Genomic DNA, 17,263 nt, shown 5'->3' with positions numbered 1-17,263 from the left:
GGGTTCGACAGGCTATTCTTTACCGTTGCAGCAATCCGCTGTCCGTCCGTCTTGCTTAATGCGCCCATCGGCGCGGGGCGGGGCCTGAACGGTCGCGGCCGATCGTGCCGGTGGTGACCGGCATGCGCCGCATGCCTTGAATCGTGTTGTGGAGGCCTTGGTCGAGTGGTGGAGCAGAAAGGGGCGGACGTCCCGGATCCGGTAGAAGCCCTGGTACGCCCTGGCCCGAGCGCCCTATGGCTGCGCCGGCTTGCCGGCCCGCTGTTGTCGGTGGGCATGCTGTGCCTGGCGCTGTGGGCGCTGCATCAGCTCGCCAGCCAGGTGAGCTATCGCGAAGTCGCGCGCTACGTCCACGGACTCGAAAACCACCGCATCGTGCTCGCTGTGCTGCTCACGGCGGCCAGCTATGGCGTGATGACCCTGTACGACTGGTTCGGGCTGGCGTCCATCGGCCGCAAGTTGCCGCGCGCGCAAGTCACGCTGATCTCCTTTATCAGCTACGCCTTCAGTAATGCGCTGGGTATGGCGCTGCTGATCTCCGGTTCGATCCGCTACCGCTTCTATATCCAGGCTGGCCTTTCCACCGTCGAGGTGGCCAAGGTGGTGCTGTATTGCACCGCCAGTTTCTGGCTCGGCTTGTTCGCGCTGACCGGCGTCACCTTGATGCTGGTGCCGATGCCGCCGTACGTGCCGATGGCCGAACTGCGCCTGCCAGTGGCGATTGTGCTCACGCTGATTCCCTTGCTATGGCTGACCGGCAGCAAGTTGTTGCGTCGTCCGCTGCACGTGTGGCGCTGGCGGCTGAGCATGCCGTCGACCGCGACCGCGGCGCGGCAAATCGTTACTGGCGCGGTGGACTGGGGTCTGGCGGCGTGGGTGCTGTATCTGCTGATGCCGAACGAGGTCGACACCGGCTTTGGCCATTTCATGGCGATCTTCGTGCTGGCGCAGATCGCCGGCCTGGTCAGCCATGTGCCGGGTGGCCTGGGTGTGTTCGAGGCGGTGATGCTGGCCGGCTTCGGCGCCACGGGCAATCAGGGGCTGGAGGCGCCGATCCTTGGCGCGCTCGCCGCGTATCGCCTGATCTACTACTTCCTGCCGCTGTGCGCCGCCACGGTGGTGGTGCTGTTGCGCGAAGCGCGCGGCGTCGCCGGCAAGGTACCGCTCGCACCGTGGTTCACCGGTCTGCTGCCACCGTTCTTTGCCGGCCTGACCCTGGTTTCCGGCGCGGTGCTGCTGTTCTCCGGCGCCACGTCGGCGCTGCCGGGACGCATGGAGATCCTGCGCCATGTCTTGCCGCTGCCGGTGCTGGAGTTCTCGCACTTCCTCGCGAGCATGGTCGGCATGCTGCTGCTGATCCTCGCGCGCGGCCTGCAGCGCAGGCTCGACGCGGCGTATGTGTTGACGCTCGTGCTGCTGCTGCTCGGTGCGGTGCTGTCGCTGCTGAAAGGCATCGACTACGAAGAAGCGACCCTGCTATCGCTGCTGGCGCTGGGGCTGGCCCCGGCGCACCGGTTGTTCTACCGCCGTGCTTCGCTGTTCAGCGCCACTTTCTCGGTCGGCTGGATCATCGCCATCCTTGCCGTGCTCGGTTGCGCCGGTTGGCTGGTGTCTTTCAGCTATAAGCACGTCGAATACAGCAACAATCTGTGGTGGGAGTTCAGCTTCTATCACGGTGGTGCGCCGCGCGCCCTGCGCGCGCTGGTGGGTGCGACGGCGGTGGGCATGCTGTTCGCGCTGGCCAATCTGATCCGTCCGGTGCGCCCCGACCTGCGCTTGCCGGACGAGGACGATCTGGCCAAGGCGTTGCCGTTGATCAAGCACTATTCCTCGGCGCAGGCGCATCTCGCCTTGATGGGCGACAAGACCTTGCTGTTCGATTCCGAGGGCAAGGCCTTCATCATGTATGACGTGGAAGGCCGCAGCTGGGTCGCCATGGGCGATCCGGTGGGCGAGGACGACGATGCGCGTCGCGAACTGGTATGGACCTTCCGCGAACTATGCGAGCGCGCCGGCGGCTGGCCGCTGTTCTATCAGGTGCGCCCCGAAGATCTCGACCTTTATCTCGAAGCGGGCATGAACCTGCTCAAGATCGGCGAGGAGGCGCGCGTGCGCCTGGACACCTTTAACCTCGACGGCAAGTCAAAGAAGGTCTTGCGCAACACCGTCAACAAACTCACCCGCGACGGTCTGCGCATGGAGATCGTGCCGGCCGAAGCCGTGCCGGCGCTGCTGCCGCGGCTCAAGCAGATTTCCGACGCGTGGATGCGCGACAAAGGCGTGCGCGAGAAGGGCTTCTCGCTCGGCAGCTTCGATCCGTATTACCTCGCACGCACGCCGATGGCGGTGGTATGGCAAGGCGATCAGATGGTGGCCTTCGCCAATCTGTTTCTCACCGACAGCAAGGAAGAGGCATCGCTCGATCTGATGCGTCACTTGCCGGATGGTCCCGCGGGCATCATGGACTTCCTGTTCATTGAACTCATGCAATGGTCGAAGCAGCAGGGCTACCGCTGGTTCAACCTGGGCATGGCGCCGTTCTCCGGCTTGCAGAGCCGGCGCAGCGCGCCGCTGTGGAGCCGGATGGGTGCGTTGCTGTTCGGTCGTGGCGAGCGCTTCTACAACTTCCGCGGCCTGCACAAATACAAAGACAAATTCGATCCCGAATGGGAACCGCGTTATCTCGCCGTACCCGGGGGCATCGCCCTGCCGCTGGTGCTGGCCAATGTCGCCAGCCTGATCTCCGGCGGGCTCTCGGGTATGGTGCGTCGATGAAGCGAGTTACAAAGATTCTTTCCCTCTCGATCCTGGTGGCCGCAGCAGCCGGTGCGCTTGCCTGGCACCCCTGGCATCACGCGACGATGGAAGAATCGCTGGTCATCGTGCCGGCCAAGGCGGGCGTAACGCCGATGGCCGGGCGCGATGACGTGATGGCGATCTTTTATTCCGGCGATGGCGGCTGGCGCGACCTGGACAAACAGCTCGGCGCCATCCTGGCCAGCCATGGCATTCCGGTACTGGGTGTCAGCCTGTTGCAGTACTACTGGCGCGAGCGGTCGGCAGAAGCTTCCGCCGCCGACCTCGACGCGTTGATTACCAAGTACAGCGCGCAGCTGGGCAAGAAGCGCGTGTGGTTGATCGGCTTCTCCTTCGGCGCCGATGTGGTGCCGTCCGTGGTCGACCGGCTCTCACCGGAAAACCGCGCACGCGTGGCGCAGATAGTGCTGTTGTCGCCGAGCAAGGACGTCAACTTCGAGATCGAGATGGAAGGCTATATGGTGGAGGGCTGGTGGAAGACCTACACGCAGGACTTCTTCCAGTGGCTCAACCCGGTGAAGCACTACGATGCCCATCCGCCGCTGCTCGCGCTGCAGGGCAAGCCACCGGTCGTGTGCTACTACGGCAAGGACGACGAAGACGACACCATCTGCGCCGAGCAGGGCCTGCCGGCCTGGATCAAGGTGTACCAGAAGCCCGGCGACCATCACTTCGACTACAACTACGAAGGCCTGGCGCGGCAGATGATCACGGATTTGCCCGCAGCCCCATGACCTCCGGCCGATAGGCGGCGCATCCGCCGGTGCTAGGGTTCCGTTCCGGAACCCGACATCGAGTCGGACACGCAAGCCCATCCAGCGGAGGCAGCTCATGGATCGTCGCGATTTTCTCCGGTCGTCGTTGTGTGCGGGCGCGGCTACCGCGTTGTGGTCCGGCGCAATGCCAGCGGCATTCGCGGCCGCTTCGCCCAAAAGCCCGCAAGATCCGCAGAGCATCAACCGGGCGGTGATCCTGGAGGGCGATAACGTGCCCCATTACGGGCGCGATGTGCTGGCGCAGCTGGACGCGATCCTGCAGAAGCGCGACAAGGCCAGCGACTTCTATCTCCGCGGTGGTGCCGTGGAGGAACTCGAACAGCGCTTCGCCAAGCTGCTCGGCAAGGAGGATGCCGCTTTCATGCCCACCGGCACCCTGGCCAATCAGGTGGCGTTGCGCTTGTTGTGTGGAGAGAAGCGGCGCGCACTGGTGCAGCAGGAAAGCCACGTCTACTGCGACGAGAGCGATGCGGTGACCACGCTGAGCGCGATCAACCTGGTGCCGCTGGCGCCCGGACGCGCCGCACCCACGCTGGCCGAAGTGGAGGCGGCGATCACCGTCTCCGAGAAGGCTGCCTATCCGTTGCCGATCGGCGCGATCTCGTTGGAGAGTCCGGTGCGCCGCGCCGACGGCGCGATGGTGCCGTTCGAGACGGTGCAGGCGATTGCCGAGCGTGCGCGTGCGAAAGGAATTGGGCTGCATCTGGACGGCGCACGCCTGTTGCTCAATAGCGGTGCCGATGGTTTCAGCGCGGCGAAGTATGCGGCGCCGTTCGATACGGTCTATGTGTCGCTCTACAAGTATCTGGGTGCGCCGTTCGGCGCGATCCTCGCGGGTACCAAAGCCACTATAGCCAAGGCGCGCGACACGCGGCATATCTTTGGCGGCGGCATCTTCCACGCCTGGCAGCCCGCGCTACTCGCGCTGGATAGTCTTGACGGCTTCGAACAGCGCTTTGCCAAGGTGCGCGCGGTGGGCGATCGCGTGCTGGCTGGTTTGACGGCTTTGGATGGCTATACGGTGCAGCGGGTGGAGCAGGGCACCAACATCCATTTCCTGCAGGTGGCCGAAGGACGCCGGCCGGGCTTGGAGGATCGCTTGCGCAAGGCGGATGTCGTCATCGGCGAACTCCACGAGGGGCGCGTGGCGCTGACTTTCAACGAAACCTTGCTGCGTAAATCGCCCGATGCCATCGTCAAAGCCTTCGCCGCCTGAGCCCACAGCGCAGTATCAGGGGATCAGATTTCCTGCAGGTCGTGGCCGACGATCAGTCGACCCTTGAAGTGCGGCGCGACCGCATCGCGCCATACGTCATCAGCAATGGGTGGATAACCACCCGGCACGAAATGCGAAAGCACGAGTGTTTTCACGCCGGCCTCGGTCGCAATACGTCCCACCTGCTCAGTGGTGGTGTGGCTGGCCAGTAAGTGCTCGCGCAGGCGCGCGGCGTTCGGCTCGGTGGCGATCAGCTTCTCCAGCGCGGGCAGATACATCACCTCGTGCACCAGTACGTCGGCGCCATGGGCGAGTTTGATCAGGTGTTCTGAGGGACACGTGTCGCCGGAGATCACGAAGGAACGATCCGGACAGTCGAAGCGATAGGCGAAAGCGGGAGCGACCGGTGGATGCTCGACCAGCGCCGCCGTCACCTTGACCCGTTCGTCCTGCATCACCACGCCGCCTTGCGTGATGTCGTGCGGCACGATCAATGGCGCGAGCGGTGGGCGGCCCTCATCGGCGATGCGGGTGCGGATGTCATAGTCGTTCATCGCCAGGAACTGCTGCGTCATCGTGCTCAGTGGCGGCGGTCCCCATGTATCCACGCGCGTATGCAGCTTCGCCGCCCAGGCCAGCCACAGCAGGTTGCCGTAGTCGGCGTTGTGGTCGGAATGCTGGTGAGTGATGAAGACGTTGCGGATCGCGCCGAGATCCAGCCCAGCCTTCACCATCTGCCGCGCGACGCCGTTGCCGCAGTCGATCACGTAGATCACGCCGTCGATTACGATCGCTTGCGCCGGTGCGGAGCGATCGGGTTTTGGTGTCGGGCCGCCGGCGGTGCCGAGCAGGATCAGGCGCGAGCGGGACGCCGGTGCGGCGCGCAACGCTGCGGGCAGGGTGCCGCAGGCGATGGCGCCCAGCGAAAGTCCGGCCGCCTGCAACAGGCGGCGACGGCGGAGATCGATGCGGCTTTCGTCGGCTTCTTGCATGAGCACACCATCCGGAGGCGAGGCACGACTATGCCGCGCGCGTGGCTGCCCGGAAAGTACCGCTCAGCGATAGCGGTTGATGGTGTCGCGCAGTTCCAGCGTGGCGTTGCGCGCTGCTTGTGCGAAGTCTTCGCCGTTGCCTGCGTAAAGAATGGCGCGCGAGGAACTGATCATCAGGCCGGTGCCGTTCGCCGTGCGGCCGTTGCGTACCACGGCTTCCACGTCGCCGCCCTGGGCGCCGATGCCCGGCACCAGCAGCGGCACCTCGCCGACCAGTGCGCGCACTTCAGCCAATTGCTCCGGCCAGGTGGCACCGGTGACCAGAGCGCAATTGCCATGCGTGTTCCAGTCGCGCGCGACGGTCTGCGCGACGTGCTGATAGAGCGGCTTGCCGCCGACGTCCAGGTCCTGCAGGTCGGCGGCGCCGGGGTTGGATGTGTGGCAAAGCAGGATCACGCCCTTGTCGGCGCGATCCAGGAACGGCTGCACAGAGTCGCGGCCGAGGTACGGATTGAGCGTCACCGCATCCGCGCCGAAACGGTCGAATGCTTCAGTGACATAGTGCTGCGCCGTGCTGCCGATGTCGCCGCGCTTGGCGTCGAGGATCACCGGCACGTTCGGATGTTTGGCGTGGATATACGCGATCAGGCGTTCGAGCGCGTCTTCCGCACGCAGGGCGGCGAAATGCGCGATCTGCGGCTTGTAGGTGCAGACCAGGTCGGCAGTGGCGTCGACGATGGCGCTGCAGAACTCGAAAACAGCATCCGGACGCCCTTGCAGGTGCGCCGGGAACTTCGCGGGTTCTGGATCGAGACCGACGCAGACCAGTGAGTTGTTGCGGGTCCATGCCTGTTGCAGTGATTGCATGAAGTGCATCGTGGTCTCCGGTGATCTTTGCACACGTCATTCCGGCCTGCGCCGGAATGACGTTGTCTCAATGGCGTTACGCCAGCTTCTTGTACTTCACGCGATGCGGCTTGGCGGCCTCATCGCCGAGGCGGCGCTTCTTGTCCGCTTCGTACTCGTTGTAGTTGCCGGGGAAGAACTCGACGTGCGAGTCGCCTTCGAACGCGATGATGTGCGTGGCGATGCGGTCGAGGAACCAGCGGTCATGCGAGATCACCATCGCGCAACCGGGGAATTCCAGCATCGCGTCTTCCAGCGCACGCAGCGTTTCGACGTCCAGATCGTTGGACGGCTCGTCGAGCAGCAGCACGTTGCCGCCCTGCATCAGAGTCTTGGCCAGATGCAGTCGACCGCGCTCACCGCCGGACAGGCTGCCGACCATCTTCTGCTGATCGGTGCCCTTGAAGTTGAAGCGGCCGATATAGGCGCGCGACTGCAGTTCGTAGCGGCCGATGGTGATGATGTCGGCGCCGTCCGAGATTTCCTGCCACACGTTCTTGTTCGGATCGAGGCTGTCGCGCGACTGGTCGACATAAGCGAGCTGCACGGTGTGGCCGAGCTTGACCTCACCTTGGTCGGGCGTTTCCTGGCCGGTGATCAGCTTGAACAGGGTCGACTTACCGGCGCCGTTGGGGCCGATCACGCCGACGATGGCGCCCGGCGGCACCTTGAACGAGACGTCGTCGATCAGCAGGCGATCGCCGAACGACTTCGACACGTTCTTGAACTCGATCACTTCCTGGCCCAGGCGCTCGCCCGGCGGAATGTAGAGCTCGTTGGTTTCGTTGCGCTTCTGGTACTCGACCGAGTTCAGTTCCTCGAAGCGGTTGATACGCGCCTTACCCTTGGACTGACGGCCCTTGGCGGCGGAACGCACCCACTCCAGCTCGCGTGCAAGAGCCTTCTGGCGGCCCTTCTCGGCGGCTTCTTCGCGGGCCAGGCGCTCGCTCTTCTGCTCCAGCCAGTCGGTGTAGTTGCCCTTCCACGGAATACCGCGGCCGCGGTCGAGTTCGAGAATCCATTCGGCCGCGTGCTCGAGGAAGTAGCGGTCATGGGTCACCGCCACCACGGTGCCCGGGTAGTTCTGCAGGAACTGCTCCAGCCAATCCACCGACTCGGCGTCCAGATGGTTGGTGGGCTCGTCGAGCAGCAGCATGTCCGGCTTGGACAGCAGCAGGCGGCACAGCGCCACGCGGCGCTTTTCGCCACCCGAGAGCGGCCCGATCTTGGCGTCCCACGGCGGCAGGCGCAGTGCATCGGCGGCCACTTCCAGCTGACGCTCCAGCGCGTGGGCATCGTTCACCGCGAGGATGCTCTCGAGCTGCTCCTGCTCCTTCGCCAGTTTGTCGAAGTCGGCGCCTTCCTCGGCGTAGGCGGCATAGACCTCTTCCAGGCGCTTCTGCGCGTCGAGAATGACGGAGACGCCTTCCTCGACCGCTTCGCGCACGGTCTTTTCCGGATCCAGCTGCGGCTCCTGCGCCAGGTAGCCGACCTTGATGCCCGGCTGCGGGCGGGCTTCACCCTGAAAATCGGTATCCACGCCGGCCATGATCTTCAGCACCGTGGACTTGCCCGCACCGTTCAGGCCCAGCAGGCCGATCTTGGCGCCGGGGAAAAAGCTGAGCGAGATGTCCTTGATGATCTGGCGCTTCGGGGGAACGATCTTGCTGACCCCGTTCATGGTGTAGATGTATTGCGAGCTCATGGAGCCTCCGGAGGCGTGCGCGGCGCTGGCCCTGGAACGGGGGCGGATGCGCTGGGCGTGGGTAACAAACCGCGCATTATAGCGGTTTGCCGGGTGTTCTCGGTGACAGATTGAGGCGGTTGTGCCACGCATGGCCTGGTTTTCTCCAGTGGCCATCCCCTCGCGGCCATATTCCGTTGCTGATGTGCCACGCCCGCCCTGGATGCTTGCCGTTCTTGGGGTGGTGGGAGCGCGCGGCGATGGAACGGCTGGGGACGGAAGGGGCGTTGACGCGCGGCGTGGCGTGGCTGGACGCCTGGGCAGCGCAGCTGGTGTCGCGGCACGGTCGCTGGGCCGCGGCACTGCACGAGTTTGTCTGCTTCGGGGTAAAGCAGGCTTCGGCCTGTCTTTTTGGCGGCTGCATGGTGGCCCTGCTGGTCGTGACCTGGGCTTTCTACCCGGAGGATGTGTGGCTGACCCGCTACGACTTTCTGACGCTGGCCGCGCTGGCGATCCAGGTGGTGCTTCTCGCGCTCCGGTTGGAGAGCCGAGAGGAGGCCTGGGTCATCCTGTTGTTCCACCTGGTTGGCACCGCGATGGAGGTGTTCAAGACGGCGGTGGGCTCATGGACGTATCCCGAGGCGTCGGTGCTGCGCGTCGGCGGCGTGCCGCTGTTCACCGGCTTTATGTACGCCTCGGTCGGTAGTTACATCGCGCGGGCGTGGCGCCTGTTTGGATTCCGCTTCGTGCGCCACCCGTCGTTCGGCGCGACGGTGTGGCTGGCGGTGGCGATCTACCTCAATTTCTTTGCGCACCACTACCTGCTGGATGCCCGCCTTCTGCTGTTTGCCGCGGTGGTAATCCTGTTCGGCCGGACCTGGATCTTCTTCCGGGTGCGCGACACCTATCGCCGGATGCCGTTGTTGCTCGGCTTCGTTCTGGTGGCGGGTTTCATCTGGCTGGCGGAGAACATCGGTACGTTCACCTCCGCCTGGCGCTATCCCGCACAGCGGCACGGCTGGAGCATGGTGCCGGTGGGCAAGTTGGGGGCGTGGTTGCTGCTGATGATCATCAGCTATGTCATGGTGTCGGCAGTGGCGAGGCGGCGTAACGACAGAGATGGCTGACGCCATCTGTCCTCAGCGCTCGCTATCCAGCGATGCCATGCCCTGTGCGCTATAGCGATCACCGGCTGCCGCACCGGACGGGATGGCGCGTTCGATGGCGGCGAGGTCTTCCGTGCTGAGATTGATGTCGAGCGCGCCCAGGGCTTCAGTCAGACGTGAGCGTGAGCGTGCGCCGACCAGGGGCACGATGTCTTCTCCACGCGCCAACACCCAGGCGATGGCCAGCTGCGCCACGCTGACGCCGCGTGCCTCGGCCAGTTCGCGCAGGAGATCGACCAAGGCCAGGTTGTGGTCGAGGTTGTCGCCTTGGAAGCGGGGGCTGTGGGTGCGGAAGTCGCGGGCGTCCGTGCTGCGTTCTTTTGACCAGTGGCCGCTGATCAGGCCGCGCGACAGTACGCCGTAGGCGGTGATGCCGGTGCCGAGTTCGCGGCAGGTGGGAAGGATGGCTTGTTCGATGCCACGCGAGATCAGCGAGTACTCGATCTGCAGATCCACGACAGGCAGCACGCTGGCCGCGCGGCGAATGGTGTCTACGCCCATTTCGGACAGGCCCAGGTGCCGTACGTAGCCTTCCTTCACCAGGTCAGCGATCGCACCCACGGTGTCTTCGATCGGCACGTTCGGATCAAGGCGGGCAGGGCGGTAGATATCGACGTAGTCGGTGCGCAGGCGCCGGAGCGAGTAGGCGAGGGCGGTTTTCACGGCCGAGGGGCGCGCGTCGTAGCCCAGCCATTCGCCGCCAGGGCCACGTTGGGCGCCGAATTTCACGCTGAGAAGGTAGCTGTCGCGAAGACGTCCGGCCAGCGCCTCGCCGACCAGCATCTCGTTGTGGCCCATGCCATAGAAGTCGCCGGTGTCGAGCAGGCTGATGCCGGCGTCGAGCGCGGCGTGAATAGTGGCGATGCTTTCGCTGCGCTCGGTGGCGCCGTACATGTCGGACATGCCCATACAGCCAAGGCCAAGAGCCGAAACGTGCAGGTTGTGCTTGCCGAGGGTGCGGAACTTCATGGGAGGCGCTCCACGGAGAGAGTCTGTGGATGTTGCGCCTGCGGCGCGACGACTGCCAATGGGTCAGTGGCGATCCGGTTTCGGATGCGCCGCGTCGAACAGCGTGCCGGCAGTGCGCGTATGCAGCGAGGCGGCGTCGTAGCCGGGTGGTAGCAGGCCGGCGATTTCCAGCATCACGGCGCCGTGCAGGGCGGCCCAGATCTGGTGGCCGAGGATGACTGCATCGGCTTTGACCACGCCTTCGGCAATCATCACGTCGACATGCGCGGCGATGGTTTGCCACATGCGTTCGTGCGCTTCGCGGTAGGCGGGGTTGTCGCGGTTCTGTTCCGGAAACTCAAACATCAGCCGGTAGGTGGCGGTATGGGCGCGGGCGAAGGCGATATAGGCATCGCGCACTGCGCGGCTGCGCATGCGGCCGTCCCCCGGCGATGCGAGTGCCTGTTCCAGCGCGGCGGAAAACTCGTGCAGGCCGCGTGTGCGCACGGCGGTGATGATGTCGTCCTTGTTCGCGAAATAGCGGTATGGCGTCATCGTGCCGCAACCGAGTTCGGCGGCGATGCGGCGCATGGTGACTGCGGCCGGTCCTTCCTCCACGTAGAGGCGCGCGGCGGCTTCGCCGATGCGCGCGCGGAAGGCTTCGGTTTCGTCGTCGCGCAGGGCTTTGGGCACGATGGGTTCCTTTAGCGGCCGGGCAGCTTGAGTGTTTTGCGGAAGAACGCCAGCGCATCGGCGTTGATCTGCGCATGGGCTTTTGCGCGATCCACGCCTGCCGGGTCGGTGCAAATGGTGCTGGCTTCTTTGGCCAGTGCCGTTGAACACGGGGCGATAAAAACCCAGTGGTCCGCCTTCGGTATTTCCTTCACCGCGACCAGGCTCTTGAGCAAGGGCCGGATATGTTTCGCGTTGTCCGCCGGCGGCAGCACGTGATCGTTCTGGCCGTAGTACAGAAACACCGGGGCGTGGATCGGTGCGAGACCTGCTTCGTCGAAGACCAGACTCAGCGGCGCCATCACGAAGGCGGCTTTCACGCGTGGATCTGCGGTATCGCCCCAGCGGCCCATGTCGTTCTGAACGTCGGCGAGGTAGTCCTTGATGGTCCGGCCCTGTTTGGCCATCTCGGCTTCCAGCTTGGCGCGTGCGCCGCAGACGTCCTGGACTTCCGGATGGCGATCGCAGAAGTCGATGAAGCGTTCGAACTTCGGGTGCGCCCCGAGCACCATCAGGCTCGTATAGCCGCCTGCCGAGAAGCCGGCGACGCCGATGCGCTCCGGGTCGATCAGGCTCTTCCAGCGCGGATCGGCGAGCAAGGTGGTGATGGTGGATTTGACCTGCAGCGGGCGGCCGGCGAGCACTTCGGCATGACCCACGCCGCTGGTGTCCTGGAAATCGTCCTTGGGGTGATTGAGCGTTGCCACGATGAAGCCATGGCTGGCCAGGTAAGTCGCCAGGTCGTGATGGCCGAGACGGCTGCCGCCGTTGCCGTGGGAAATCACCACCAGCGGCTTGATGCCCGGGAGTGCCGGGGCATCGGGCACGGCGGCCACTTCGTAGGGCCCGATCGCGGTGGTGCCACTGACGGTTTGCGCGGATGGGTAGAAGATATAGCCATCGGTTTGCCTGCCGCCCACCGGATCGGGAATGCGGATGGAGGCCATGCCCACCCCGGTGGCGGATTGGGCCGATAGCGCCAGCGGTAGCAGCCATAGCAGCGTGGCGAGCCATTTTTCAGCACGTGGAAAGCGAATCCCCATGGGTGGCGACCTCGTCGTGGCTACGTTGCGTGCGATGTACGGTACATTGTACGCAACGTGTCGGCAAGGGCCGTGCCGGTGGCCGGCCATAGCCCATGACCGTTACACTCCTAAGTCTTTCCCCCGCTTGCCACGACGAGGCCCGAATGTTCCCGAAGAACGAGACGATCGCCGGTTACGACGCTGAACTGGCCCAGGCCATGGCCGATGAAGCGCGCCGACAGGAAGACCACGTCGAACTCATTGCTTCGGAGAACTACGCCAGCCCGCGCGTGATGGAAGCGCAGGGCAGCGTGCTCACCAACAAGTACGCCGAGGGTTATCCGGGCAAGCGCTACTACGGCGGCTGCGAATACGTGGACGTGGCCGAGAAGCTCGCCATCGACCGCCTCAAGCAGTTGTTCGGCGCCAACTACGCCAATGTGCAGCCGCATTCCGGTTCGCAGGCCAACCAGGCGGTGTATCTGGCGCTGCTCAACCCGGGCGACACCATTCTGGGCATGAGCCTGGCGCACGGCGGCCATCTCACCCACGGCGCCAAGGTCAACGTCTCGGGCAAGCTGTTCAACGCGGTGCAGTACGGCGTGAACGAGAACGGCCTGGTGGATTACGACGAAGTCGAGCGCCTTGCCGTCGAGCACAAGCCGAAGATGATCGTGGCGGGCTTCAGCGCCTACTCGCAGGTGATGGACTGGGCGCGTTTCCGCGCCATCGCCGACAAGGTCGGTGCTTACCTGTTCGTGGACATGGCTCACGTCGCGGGCCTGATCGCGGCGGGCGTGTACCCGAACCCGCTGCCGCATGCGCATGTCGTCACTTCCACCACGCACAAGACCCTGCGCGGTCCGCGCGGCGGCATCATCGTGGCAAAGGACGCTGGCGAAGAGATCGAGAAGAAGCTGCAGTCGATCGTGTTCCCCGGCATCCAGGGCGGTCCGCTGATGCACGTGATCGCCGCCAAGGCAGTGGCGTTCAAGGAAGCGCTGGAGCCGTCGTTCAAGGAGTACCAGGCCCAGGTGGTGAAGAACGCCAAGGCCATGGCCAAGACCTTTATTGAGCGTGGCTACAAGATCGTTTCCGGCGGCACCGAAAACCACCTGATGCTGGTCGACCTGATCGGCCGCGAAGTGACCGGCAAGGACGCGGAAGAAGCGCTCGGCCGCGCCCACATCACGGTCAACAAGAACGCTGTGCCGAACGACCCGCGCAAGCCCTTCGTCACCTCCGGCCTGCGCGTCGGTACCCCGGCCATCACCACCCGCGGCTACAAAGAAGCCGATACCGTGGAGCTGACCCAGTGGATCTGCGACGTGCTCGACGCACCGGCCGACGAGGCAGTGATCGCCAAAGTGCGCGACAAAGTCACGGCGCAGTGCAAGAAATTCCCGGTCTACGGCTGACGGACGCCTAGCCGCCCACCATGCATTGCCCCTTCTGCCAGCATGAAGACACGCGCGTGATCGATTCACGCCTCGCCGAAGACGGCGCCACCGTGCGCCGTCGTCGCGAGTGTCCGCAGTGCGGTGAGCGCTTCAACACGTTCGAGACGGCGGAACTGAAACTGCCAGCGATCGTGAAGAGCGGCGAACGTCGCGAGAGTTTCGACGAGCGCAAGCTGCGCGTGAGTTTCGAGCGCGCCTTGCAGAAGCGGCCGGTGGCGAGCGATGCGGTGGATGTCGCCGTGCGCACCATCATCAACGACCTGCGCAAGAGCGGCGACCGCGAAGTGCCGTCACGCCAGATTGGCGAGCTGGTGATGCGCGAGCTGAAGAAGCTCGACCAGGTGGCCTACGTGCGTTTCGCCTCGGTCTACCGCAAGTTCGAGGATGTGCAGGCGTTCCGCGAGGAAATCGAGAAGCTCGAGCGCGATCTGCCGGGCCTCGAAAGTTTGCAGCTCTCGCTGCTGGGCGAAGGCGGCATCAAGCGCAGCAAGAAAGGCTGACGTTTTTCCGCGGGCCGCACGTTCTGCGAGAATGCCCGCATGCCGAACTCTCACTTCAGCGTTCTCGATCATCAGCATATGGCGCAGGCCCTGCGCCTGGCCGAGCACGGCCTGTTTACCACCCAGCCCAATCCGCGCGTTGGTTGCGTCATCGCCCACGGTGAAGAGGCGGTGGGCGAAGGCTGGCATCAGCGTGCTGGTGAGCCACATGCGGAAGTGTTCGCCTTGCGCGCCGCAGGCGAACGCGCACGTGGCGCAACGGCCTATGTGACGCTGGAGCCTTGCGCGCATCACGGGCGCACGCCGCCGTGCGCGGATGCGCTGATCGCCGCTGGCGTGTCTCGTGTGGTGATCGCTACCGAAGATCCTTTTCCGCAGGTAGCAGGGCGCGGCATCGGCAAACTCCGCGACGCCGGCGTCATGGTCGAGTCGGGCCTGATGCGCGAGACCGGGCGCGAACTCAATATCGGTTTTTTCAGCCGCATCGAGCGCGGCCGCCCGTGGGTGCGCGTCAAGCTGGCCATGAGCCTGGATGGGCGTACGGCATTGGCGGATGGCACCTCGAAGTGGATCACCGGCGAGGCCGCGCGTGCCGACGTACAGCGCTGGCGCGCACGCAGCTCCGTAATCCTCACAGGCAGCGGGACCGCTTTGGCGGACAACCCGCATCTGACCGTGCGCCTGCCGGATGGCGAGGCGTTCACCCCGCCGCTGCGCGTTGTGCTGGACCGCCAGCTGAGTACGCCCACGGCAAACCACGTTTTTGACAGCGATGCACTCACCCTGGTGCTGCATGCAGACGACGCGAACGTGCCGAAGCATGCCGACAACATCCGATATGCGTCGGTGACTGAAAAGAACGGGCAGCTGGATTTGGCGGCTGTGCTTCACCTGCTGGCCGAACGCGGTTGCAACGAAGTGCATGTGGAAGCGGGTGCGACGCTTTGTGGCGCGTTGGTGGCAGCGGGCCTCGCGGACGAACTGCTGATCTATGTGGCGCCTCTGCTGCTGGGTCATCGGGGGCGTCCGTTGTTGCGGCTGCCCGCGTTGAATGACATGAGCGAACGCTGGAATCTCCAGTTGTTCGACCAGCGTATGCTGGGTACGGATATCCGGCTGCGGCTACGTCCCGCGCCGGCGGCTCGCAATTAAAGAGCTTAAACAACCAGGCTTAGGGGAACCAAGATGCTTGCCAAGACGGAGCTGGAGCAGTTCCGGACCCAGGGTTATGTGATTCGCCAGGTATTGGATGCCGGCGATATCGCGCGATATGTGGATGCTGTGGAAGCGGCACGCCGCGAGCGTGGCGAACGCGGCAAGATGATGAACCTCCAATTCCTGCAGCCGGGCAAAGAGGTCCGCGCGGTGCAGGACATCATCTGCCAGCCGGCCATCCAGGCGATTGCCGCCGATCTGTTGGGCGATGGGATCATCATCGATGGTGCCTCGCTGTTCTATGCCGACGCCGGCGTCGACTATCGCCAGGGTTGGCATCGCGACCTGATGCAGGTGCCAGACGATCAGATCGACGCACGCTGGTTCAGTGCCGACTATCACTACAACTATGTACAAGCGAATATCTCGCTGACGCCGGACCCCTGTCTGTGGATCGTGCCGGGCAGCCATCGGCGCCCACTCAATGAAGCTGAACAGCGTATTTTTGGTGGCGATCCACGCATCGCGCCGGTGGATGCGCAGCCGGAGCTGGACGAGGGTGTGCAGCTGGTGCTGCAGCCGGGGCAGGCGGTGTTCTACAACAACTACGCCGTGCATCGCGGCTACGCCGGTGTGCTGGCGGAGCGTCGCATCACCATCCATCTCGGGTTCCACTCCAATCAGTACGAGCCGACCTGCCACTTCGGCGTGCTCGATCATCGCGAGTACACCGCCGATTATCTCGCCAGCCTCGCACCGCCGGTGCGCGAAGCCCTGCTGGCGCATATCGCCGAGCGTGCGCGCCACCCGCAGGTCGACCAGTACCATGCCTGGCACCAGCAGTTCATCAGCAAGGAATTCGTCATCAAATGAGCAACGCGAAAACCATTCGCTGGGGCATCATCGGCTGCGGCAACGTCACCGAGCTGAAGAGTGGCCCGGGTTTCCAGAAGGCGCCGCATTCCGCGCTGGTGGCGGTGATGCGCCGCGATGGCGACAAGGCGCGCGATTACGCGCAGCGCCACGGTGTGCCGAAGTGGTATGACGATGCGGCCAAGCTGATTGCCGATCCCGAAGTGGATGCGGTCTACGTTGCCACGCCGCCCTCTACGCACAAGCAATACGCGCTGATGAGCATCGCCGCGGGCAAGCCGGTGTACGTGGAAAAGCCGATGGCCATGGATCATGCCGAGTGCGAGGCGATCATCCGCGCCGGACGTGAGGCGAGGGTGCCAGTGTTCGTGGCGTATTACCGCCGGATGCTGCCGCGCTTCCATAAGGTGCGTGAATTGCTGTTCGAGGCGAAAGTGATCGGTACGCCGTGTATCGTCAACACAGTGCTGTACGAGCCGCATCATCCGCGTTATCACGATCGGAACAACTTGCCGTGGCATGTCGTTCCCGAGATATCCGGCGGTGGCGTGTTCATGGATATCGGTTGCCACACGCTGGATATCCTCGACTGGCTATTCGGGCCGATCGTTTCCGCCACGGGTCATGCGAGCAACCAGCTCCAGGCCTATCCGCCGGAAGACACCGTGTCGATGTCGTTTGCCTTCGGCAACGGCATGCTCGGCACGGGGCTGTGGAATTTCGACAGCTTCAAGCACCACGACTGCATCGAAGTGGTGGGCGATCGGGGGCGTATCAGTTTCGCCACGTTCGGCGATGGTGCGATCCGGGTGGAGAACGCGGAAGGCACGCGGGAGTTTCACGTCGAGAACCCCCGGCATATCCAGCAGCCGCTGATCGAGACCATCGTCGCCGAGCTCACCGGCCAGGTTGGCGCCTGTCCGTCGACCGCTGACACGGGTGCGCGTACGAGTTGGGTGATGGATCAGGTGCTGCGCGAATACCGGACGCGGGCAAGCGCCGAAAAGCGCTGA

At 64.4% G+C, this 17,263-nt stretch carries 15 protein-coding genes; 9 read left to right on the top strand and 6 right to left on the bottom strand.

The window, feature by feature from the left end; all coding sequences use genetic code 11:
* Positions 1-165: 165 nt before the first annotated feature.
* From mprF to ISS97_RS13960, 3 genes are all read left to right on the top strand, one after another.
* On the top strand, positions 166-2,775 hold the full coding sequence (gene mprF / locus ISS97_RS13970) for a bifunctional lysylphosphatidylglycerol flippase/synthetase MprF (protein WP_379985810.1): 2,610 nt from the start codon (positions 166-168) through the stop codon (positions 2,773-2,775).
* Positions 2,772-3,551, top strand: a complete 780-nt coding sequence (locus ISS97_RS13965; protein ID WP_379985811.1) for a virulence factor family protein — start codon at positions 2,772-2,774, stop codon at positions 3,549-3,551. Before mprF ends, ISS97_RS13965 begins: the two co-directional genes overlap by 4 nt.
* Before the next feature lie 97 nt (positions 3,552-3,648).
* Positions 3,649-4,809, top strand: coding sequence for a threonine aldolase family protein (locus ISS97_RS13960; RefSeq protein WP_379985812.1), 1,161 nt, complete (start codon positions 3,649-3,651; stop codon positions 4,807-4,809).
* A gap of 23 nt (positions 4,810-4,832) precedes the next feature.
* Here the strand turns inward: ISS97_RS13960 and ISS97_RS13955 are convergent, their stop codons facing one another.
* The 3 genes from ISS97_RS13955 to ettA all read right to left on the bottom strand — a co-directional run bounded on the left by ISS97_RS13955 (position 4,833) and on the right by ettA (position 8,412).
* Positions 4,833-5,801: an MBL fold metallo-hydrolase gene (locus ISS97_RS13955; RefSeq protein WP_379985813.1), complete on the bottom strand. Its 969-nt coding sequence runs from the start codon at positions 5,799-5,801 to the stop codon at positions 4,833-4,835.
* 63 nt (positions 5,802-5,864) lie between these two features.
* Positions 5,865-6,677, bottom strand: coding sequence for an orotidine-5'-phosphate decarboxylase (gene pyrF, locus ISS97_RS13950; protein WP_379985814.1), 813 nt, complete (start codon positions 6,675-6,677; stop codon positions 5,865-5,867).
* A gap of 67 nt (positions 6,678-6,744) precedes the next feature.
* On the bottom strand, positions 6,745-8,412 hold the full coding sequence (gene ettA / locus ISS97_RS13945) for an energy-dependent translational throttle protein EttA (protein WP_379985815.1): 1,668 nt from the start codon (positions 8,410-8,412) through the stop codon (positions 6,745-6,747).
* 239 nt (positions 8,413-8,651) lie between these two features.
* Here ettA and ISS97_RS13940 point away from each other — a divergent pair, with 239 nt between their 5' ends.
* Positions 8,652-9,518 (top strand): DUF817 domain-containing protein, encoded by an 867-nt coding sequence (locus ISS97_RS13940; protein ID WP_379985816.1) that lies wholly within the window; start codon positions 8,652-8,654, stop codon positions 9,516-9,518.
* A 12-nt stretch (positions 9,519-9,530) separates the two neighbouring features.
* Here the strand turns inward: ISS97_RS13940 and ISS97_RS13935 are convergent, their stop codons facing one another.
* The 3 genes from ISS97_RS13935 to ISS97_RS13925 form a co-directional block, all read right to left on the bottom strand.
* The gene (locus ISS97_RS13935; protein ID WP_379985817.1) at positions 9,531-10,526 is read right to left on the bottom strand and encodes an aldo/keto reductase; all 996 of its coding nucleotides are present in this window, start codon (positions 10,524-10,526) and stop codon (positions 9,531-9,533) included.
* Between the two features lie 63 nt (positions 10,527-10,589).
* A complete protein-coding gene (locus ISS97_RS13930; protein ID WP_379985818.1) occupies positions 10,590-11,198 on the bottom strand; it encodes a TetR/AcrR family transcriptional regulator in 609 nt (202 codons plus the stop codon).
* 11 nt (positions 11,199-11,209) lie between these two features.
* Positions 11,210-12,280 carry an alpha/beta hydrolase family protein gene (locus ISS97_RS13925; protein ID WP_379985819.1) on the bottom strand — a complete coding sequence of 357 codons (1,071 nt, stop codon included), beginning with the start codon at positions 12,278-12,280 and terminating at the stop codon, positions 11,210-11,212.
* Positions 12,281-12,426: 146 nt separating this feature from the next.
* On the opposite strand from ISS97_RS13925, the gene glyA reads away from it, so the two are divergent.
* From glyA to ISS97_RS13900, 5 genes are all read left to right on the top strand, one after another.
* Positions 12,427-13,680, top strand: a complete 1,254-nt coding sequence (gene glyA, locus ISS97_RS13920) for a serine hydroxymethyltransferase (protein ID WP_379985820.1) — start codon at positions 12,427-12,429, stop codon at positions 13,678-13,680.
* 20 nt (positions 13,681-13,700) lie between these two features.
* Positions 13,701-14,222, top strand: coding sequence for a transcriptional regulator NrdR (nrdR, locus tag ISS97_RS13915; protein WP_379985821.1), 522 nt, complete (start codon positions 13,701-13,703; stop codon positions 14,220-14,222).
* Positions 14,223-14,300: 78 nt separating this feature from the next.
* Positions 14,301-15,374, top strand: coding sequence for a bifunctional diaminohydroxyphosphoribosylaminopyrimidine deaminase/5-amino-6-(5-phosphoribosylamino)uracil reductase RibD (gene ribD, locus ISS97_RS13910; protein ID WP_379985879.1), 1,074 nt, complete (start codon positions 14,301-14,303; stop codon positions 15,372-15,374).
* 33 nt (positions 15,375-15,407) lie between these two features.
* Complete coding sequence (locus ISS97_RS13905; RefSeq protein WP_379985822.1) at positions 15,408-16,250, top strand: phytanoyl-CoA dioxygenase family protein; 843 nt, start codon at positions 15,408-15,410, stop codon at positions 16,248-16,250.
* A complete protein-coding gene (locus ISS97_RS13900; RefSeq protein ID WP_379985823.1) occupies positions 16,247-17,263 on the top strand; it encodes a Gfo/Idh/MocA family protein in 1,017 nt (338 codons plus the stop codon). Before ISS97_RS13905 ends, ISS97_RS13900 begins: the two co-directional genes overlap by 4 nt.

This window comes from Dyella koreensis (assembly GCF_044904565.1).
GTDB lineage: Bacteria > Pseudomonadota > Gammaproteobacteria > Xanthomonadales > Rhodanobacteraceae > Dyella_D > Dyella_D koreensis.
Note: the sequence above shows the minus strand (reverse complement) of the source record. Positions and strands in the feature narration are given on the sequence as shown.

Bases quoted from the DNA above. Each gene is read 5' to 3' on its own strand.
- ISS97_RS13965 (WP_379985811.1), top strand. From the start codon at position 2,772: ATGAAGCGAGTTACAAAGATTCTTTCCCTCTCGATCCTGGTGGCCGCA.
- ISS97_RS13960 (WP_379985812.1), top strand. From the start codon at position 3,649: ATGGATCGTCGCGATTTTCTCCGGTCGTCGTTGTGTGCGGGCGCGGCT.
- ISS97_RS13955 (WP_379985813.1), bottom strand. From the start codon at position 5,801: ATGCAAGAAGCCGACGAAAGCCGCATCGATCTCCGCCGTCGCCGCCTG.
- pyrF (WP_379985814.1), bottom strand. From the start codon at position 6,677: ATGCACTTCATGCAATCACTGCAACAGGCATGGACCCGCAACAACTCA.
- ettA (WP_379985815.1), bottom strand. From the start codon at position 8,412: ATGAGCTCGCAATACATCTACACCATGAACGGGGTCAGCAAGATCGTT.
- ISS97_RS13940 (WP_379985816.1), top strand. From the start codon at position 8,652: ATGGAACGGCTGGGGACGGAAGGGGCGTTGACGCGCGGCGTGGCGTGG.
- ISS97_RS13935 (WP_379985817.1), bottom strand. From the start codon at position 10,526: ATGAAGTTCCGCACCCTCGGCAAGCACAACCTGCACGTTTCGGCTCTT.
- ISS97_RS13925 (WP_379985819.1), bottom strand. From the start codon at position 12,280: ATGGGGATTCGCTTTCCACGTGCTGAAAAATGGCTCGCCACGCTGCTA.
- glyA (WP_379985820.1), top strand. From the start codon at position 12,427: ATGTTCCCGAAGAACGAGACGATCGCCGGTTACGACGCTGAACTGGCC.
- nrdR (WP_379985821.1), top strand. From the start codon at position 13,701: ATGCATTGCCCCTTCTGCCAGCATGAAGACACGCGCGTGATCGATTCA.
- ribD (WP_379985879.1), top strand. From the start codon at position 14,301: ATGGCGCAGGCCCTGCGCCTGGCCGAGCACGGCCTGTTTACCACCCAG.
- ISS97_RS13905 (WP_379985822.1), top strand. From the start codon at position 15,408: ATGCTTGCCAAGACGGAGCTGGAGCAGTTCCGGACCCAGGGTTATGTG.
- ISS97_RS13900 (WP_379985823.1), top strand. From the start codon at position 16,247: ATGAGCAACGCGAAAACCATTCGCTGGGGCATCATCGGCTGCGGCAAC.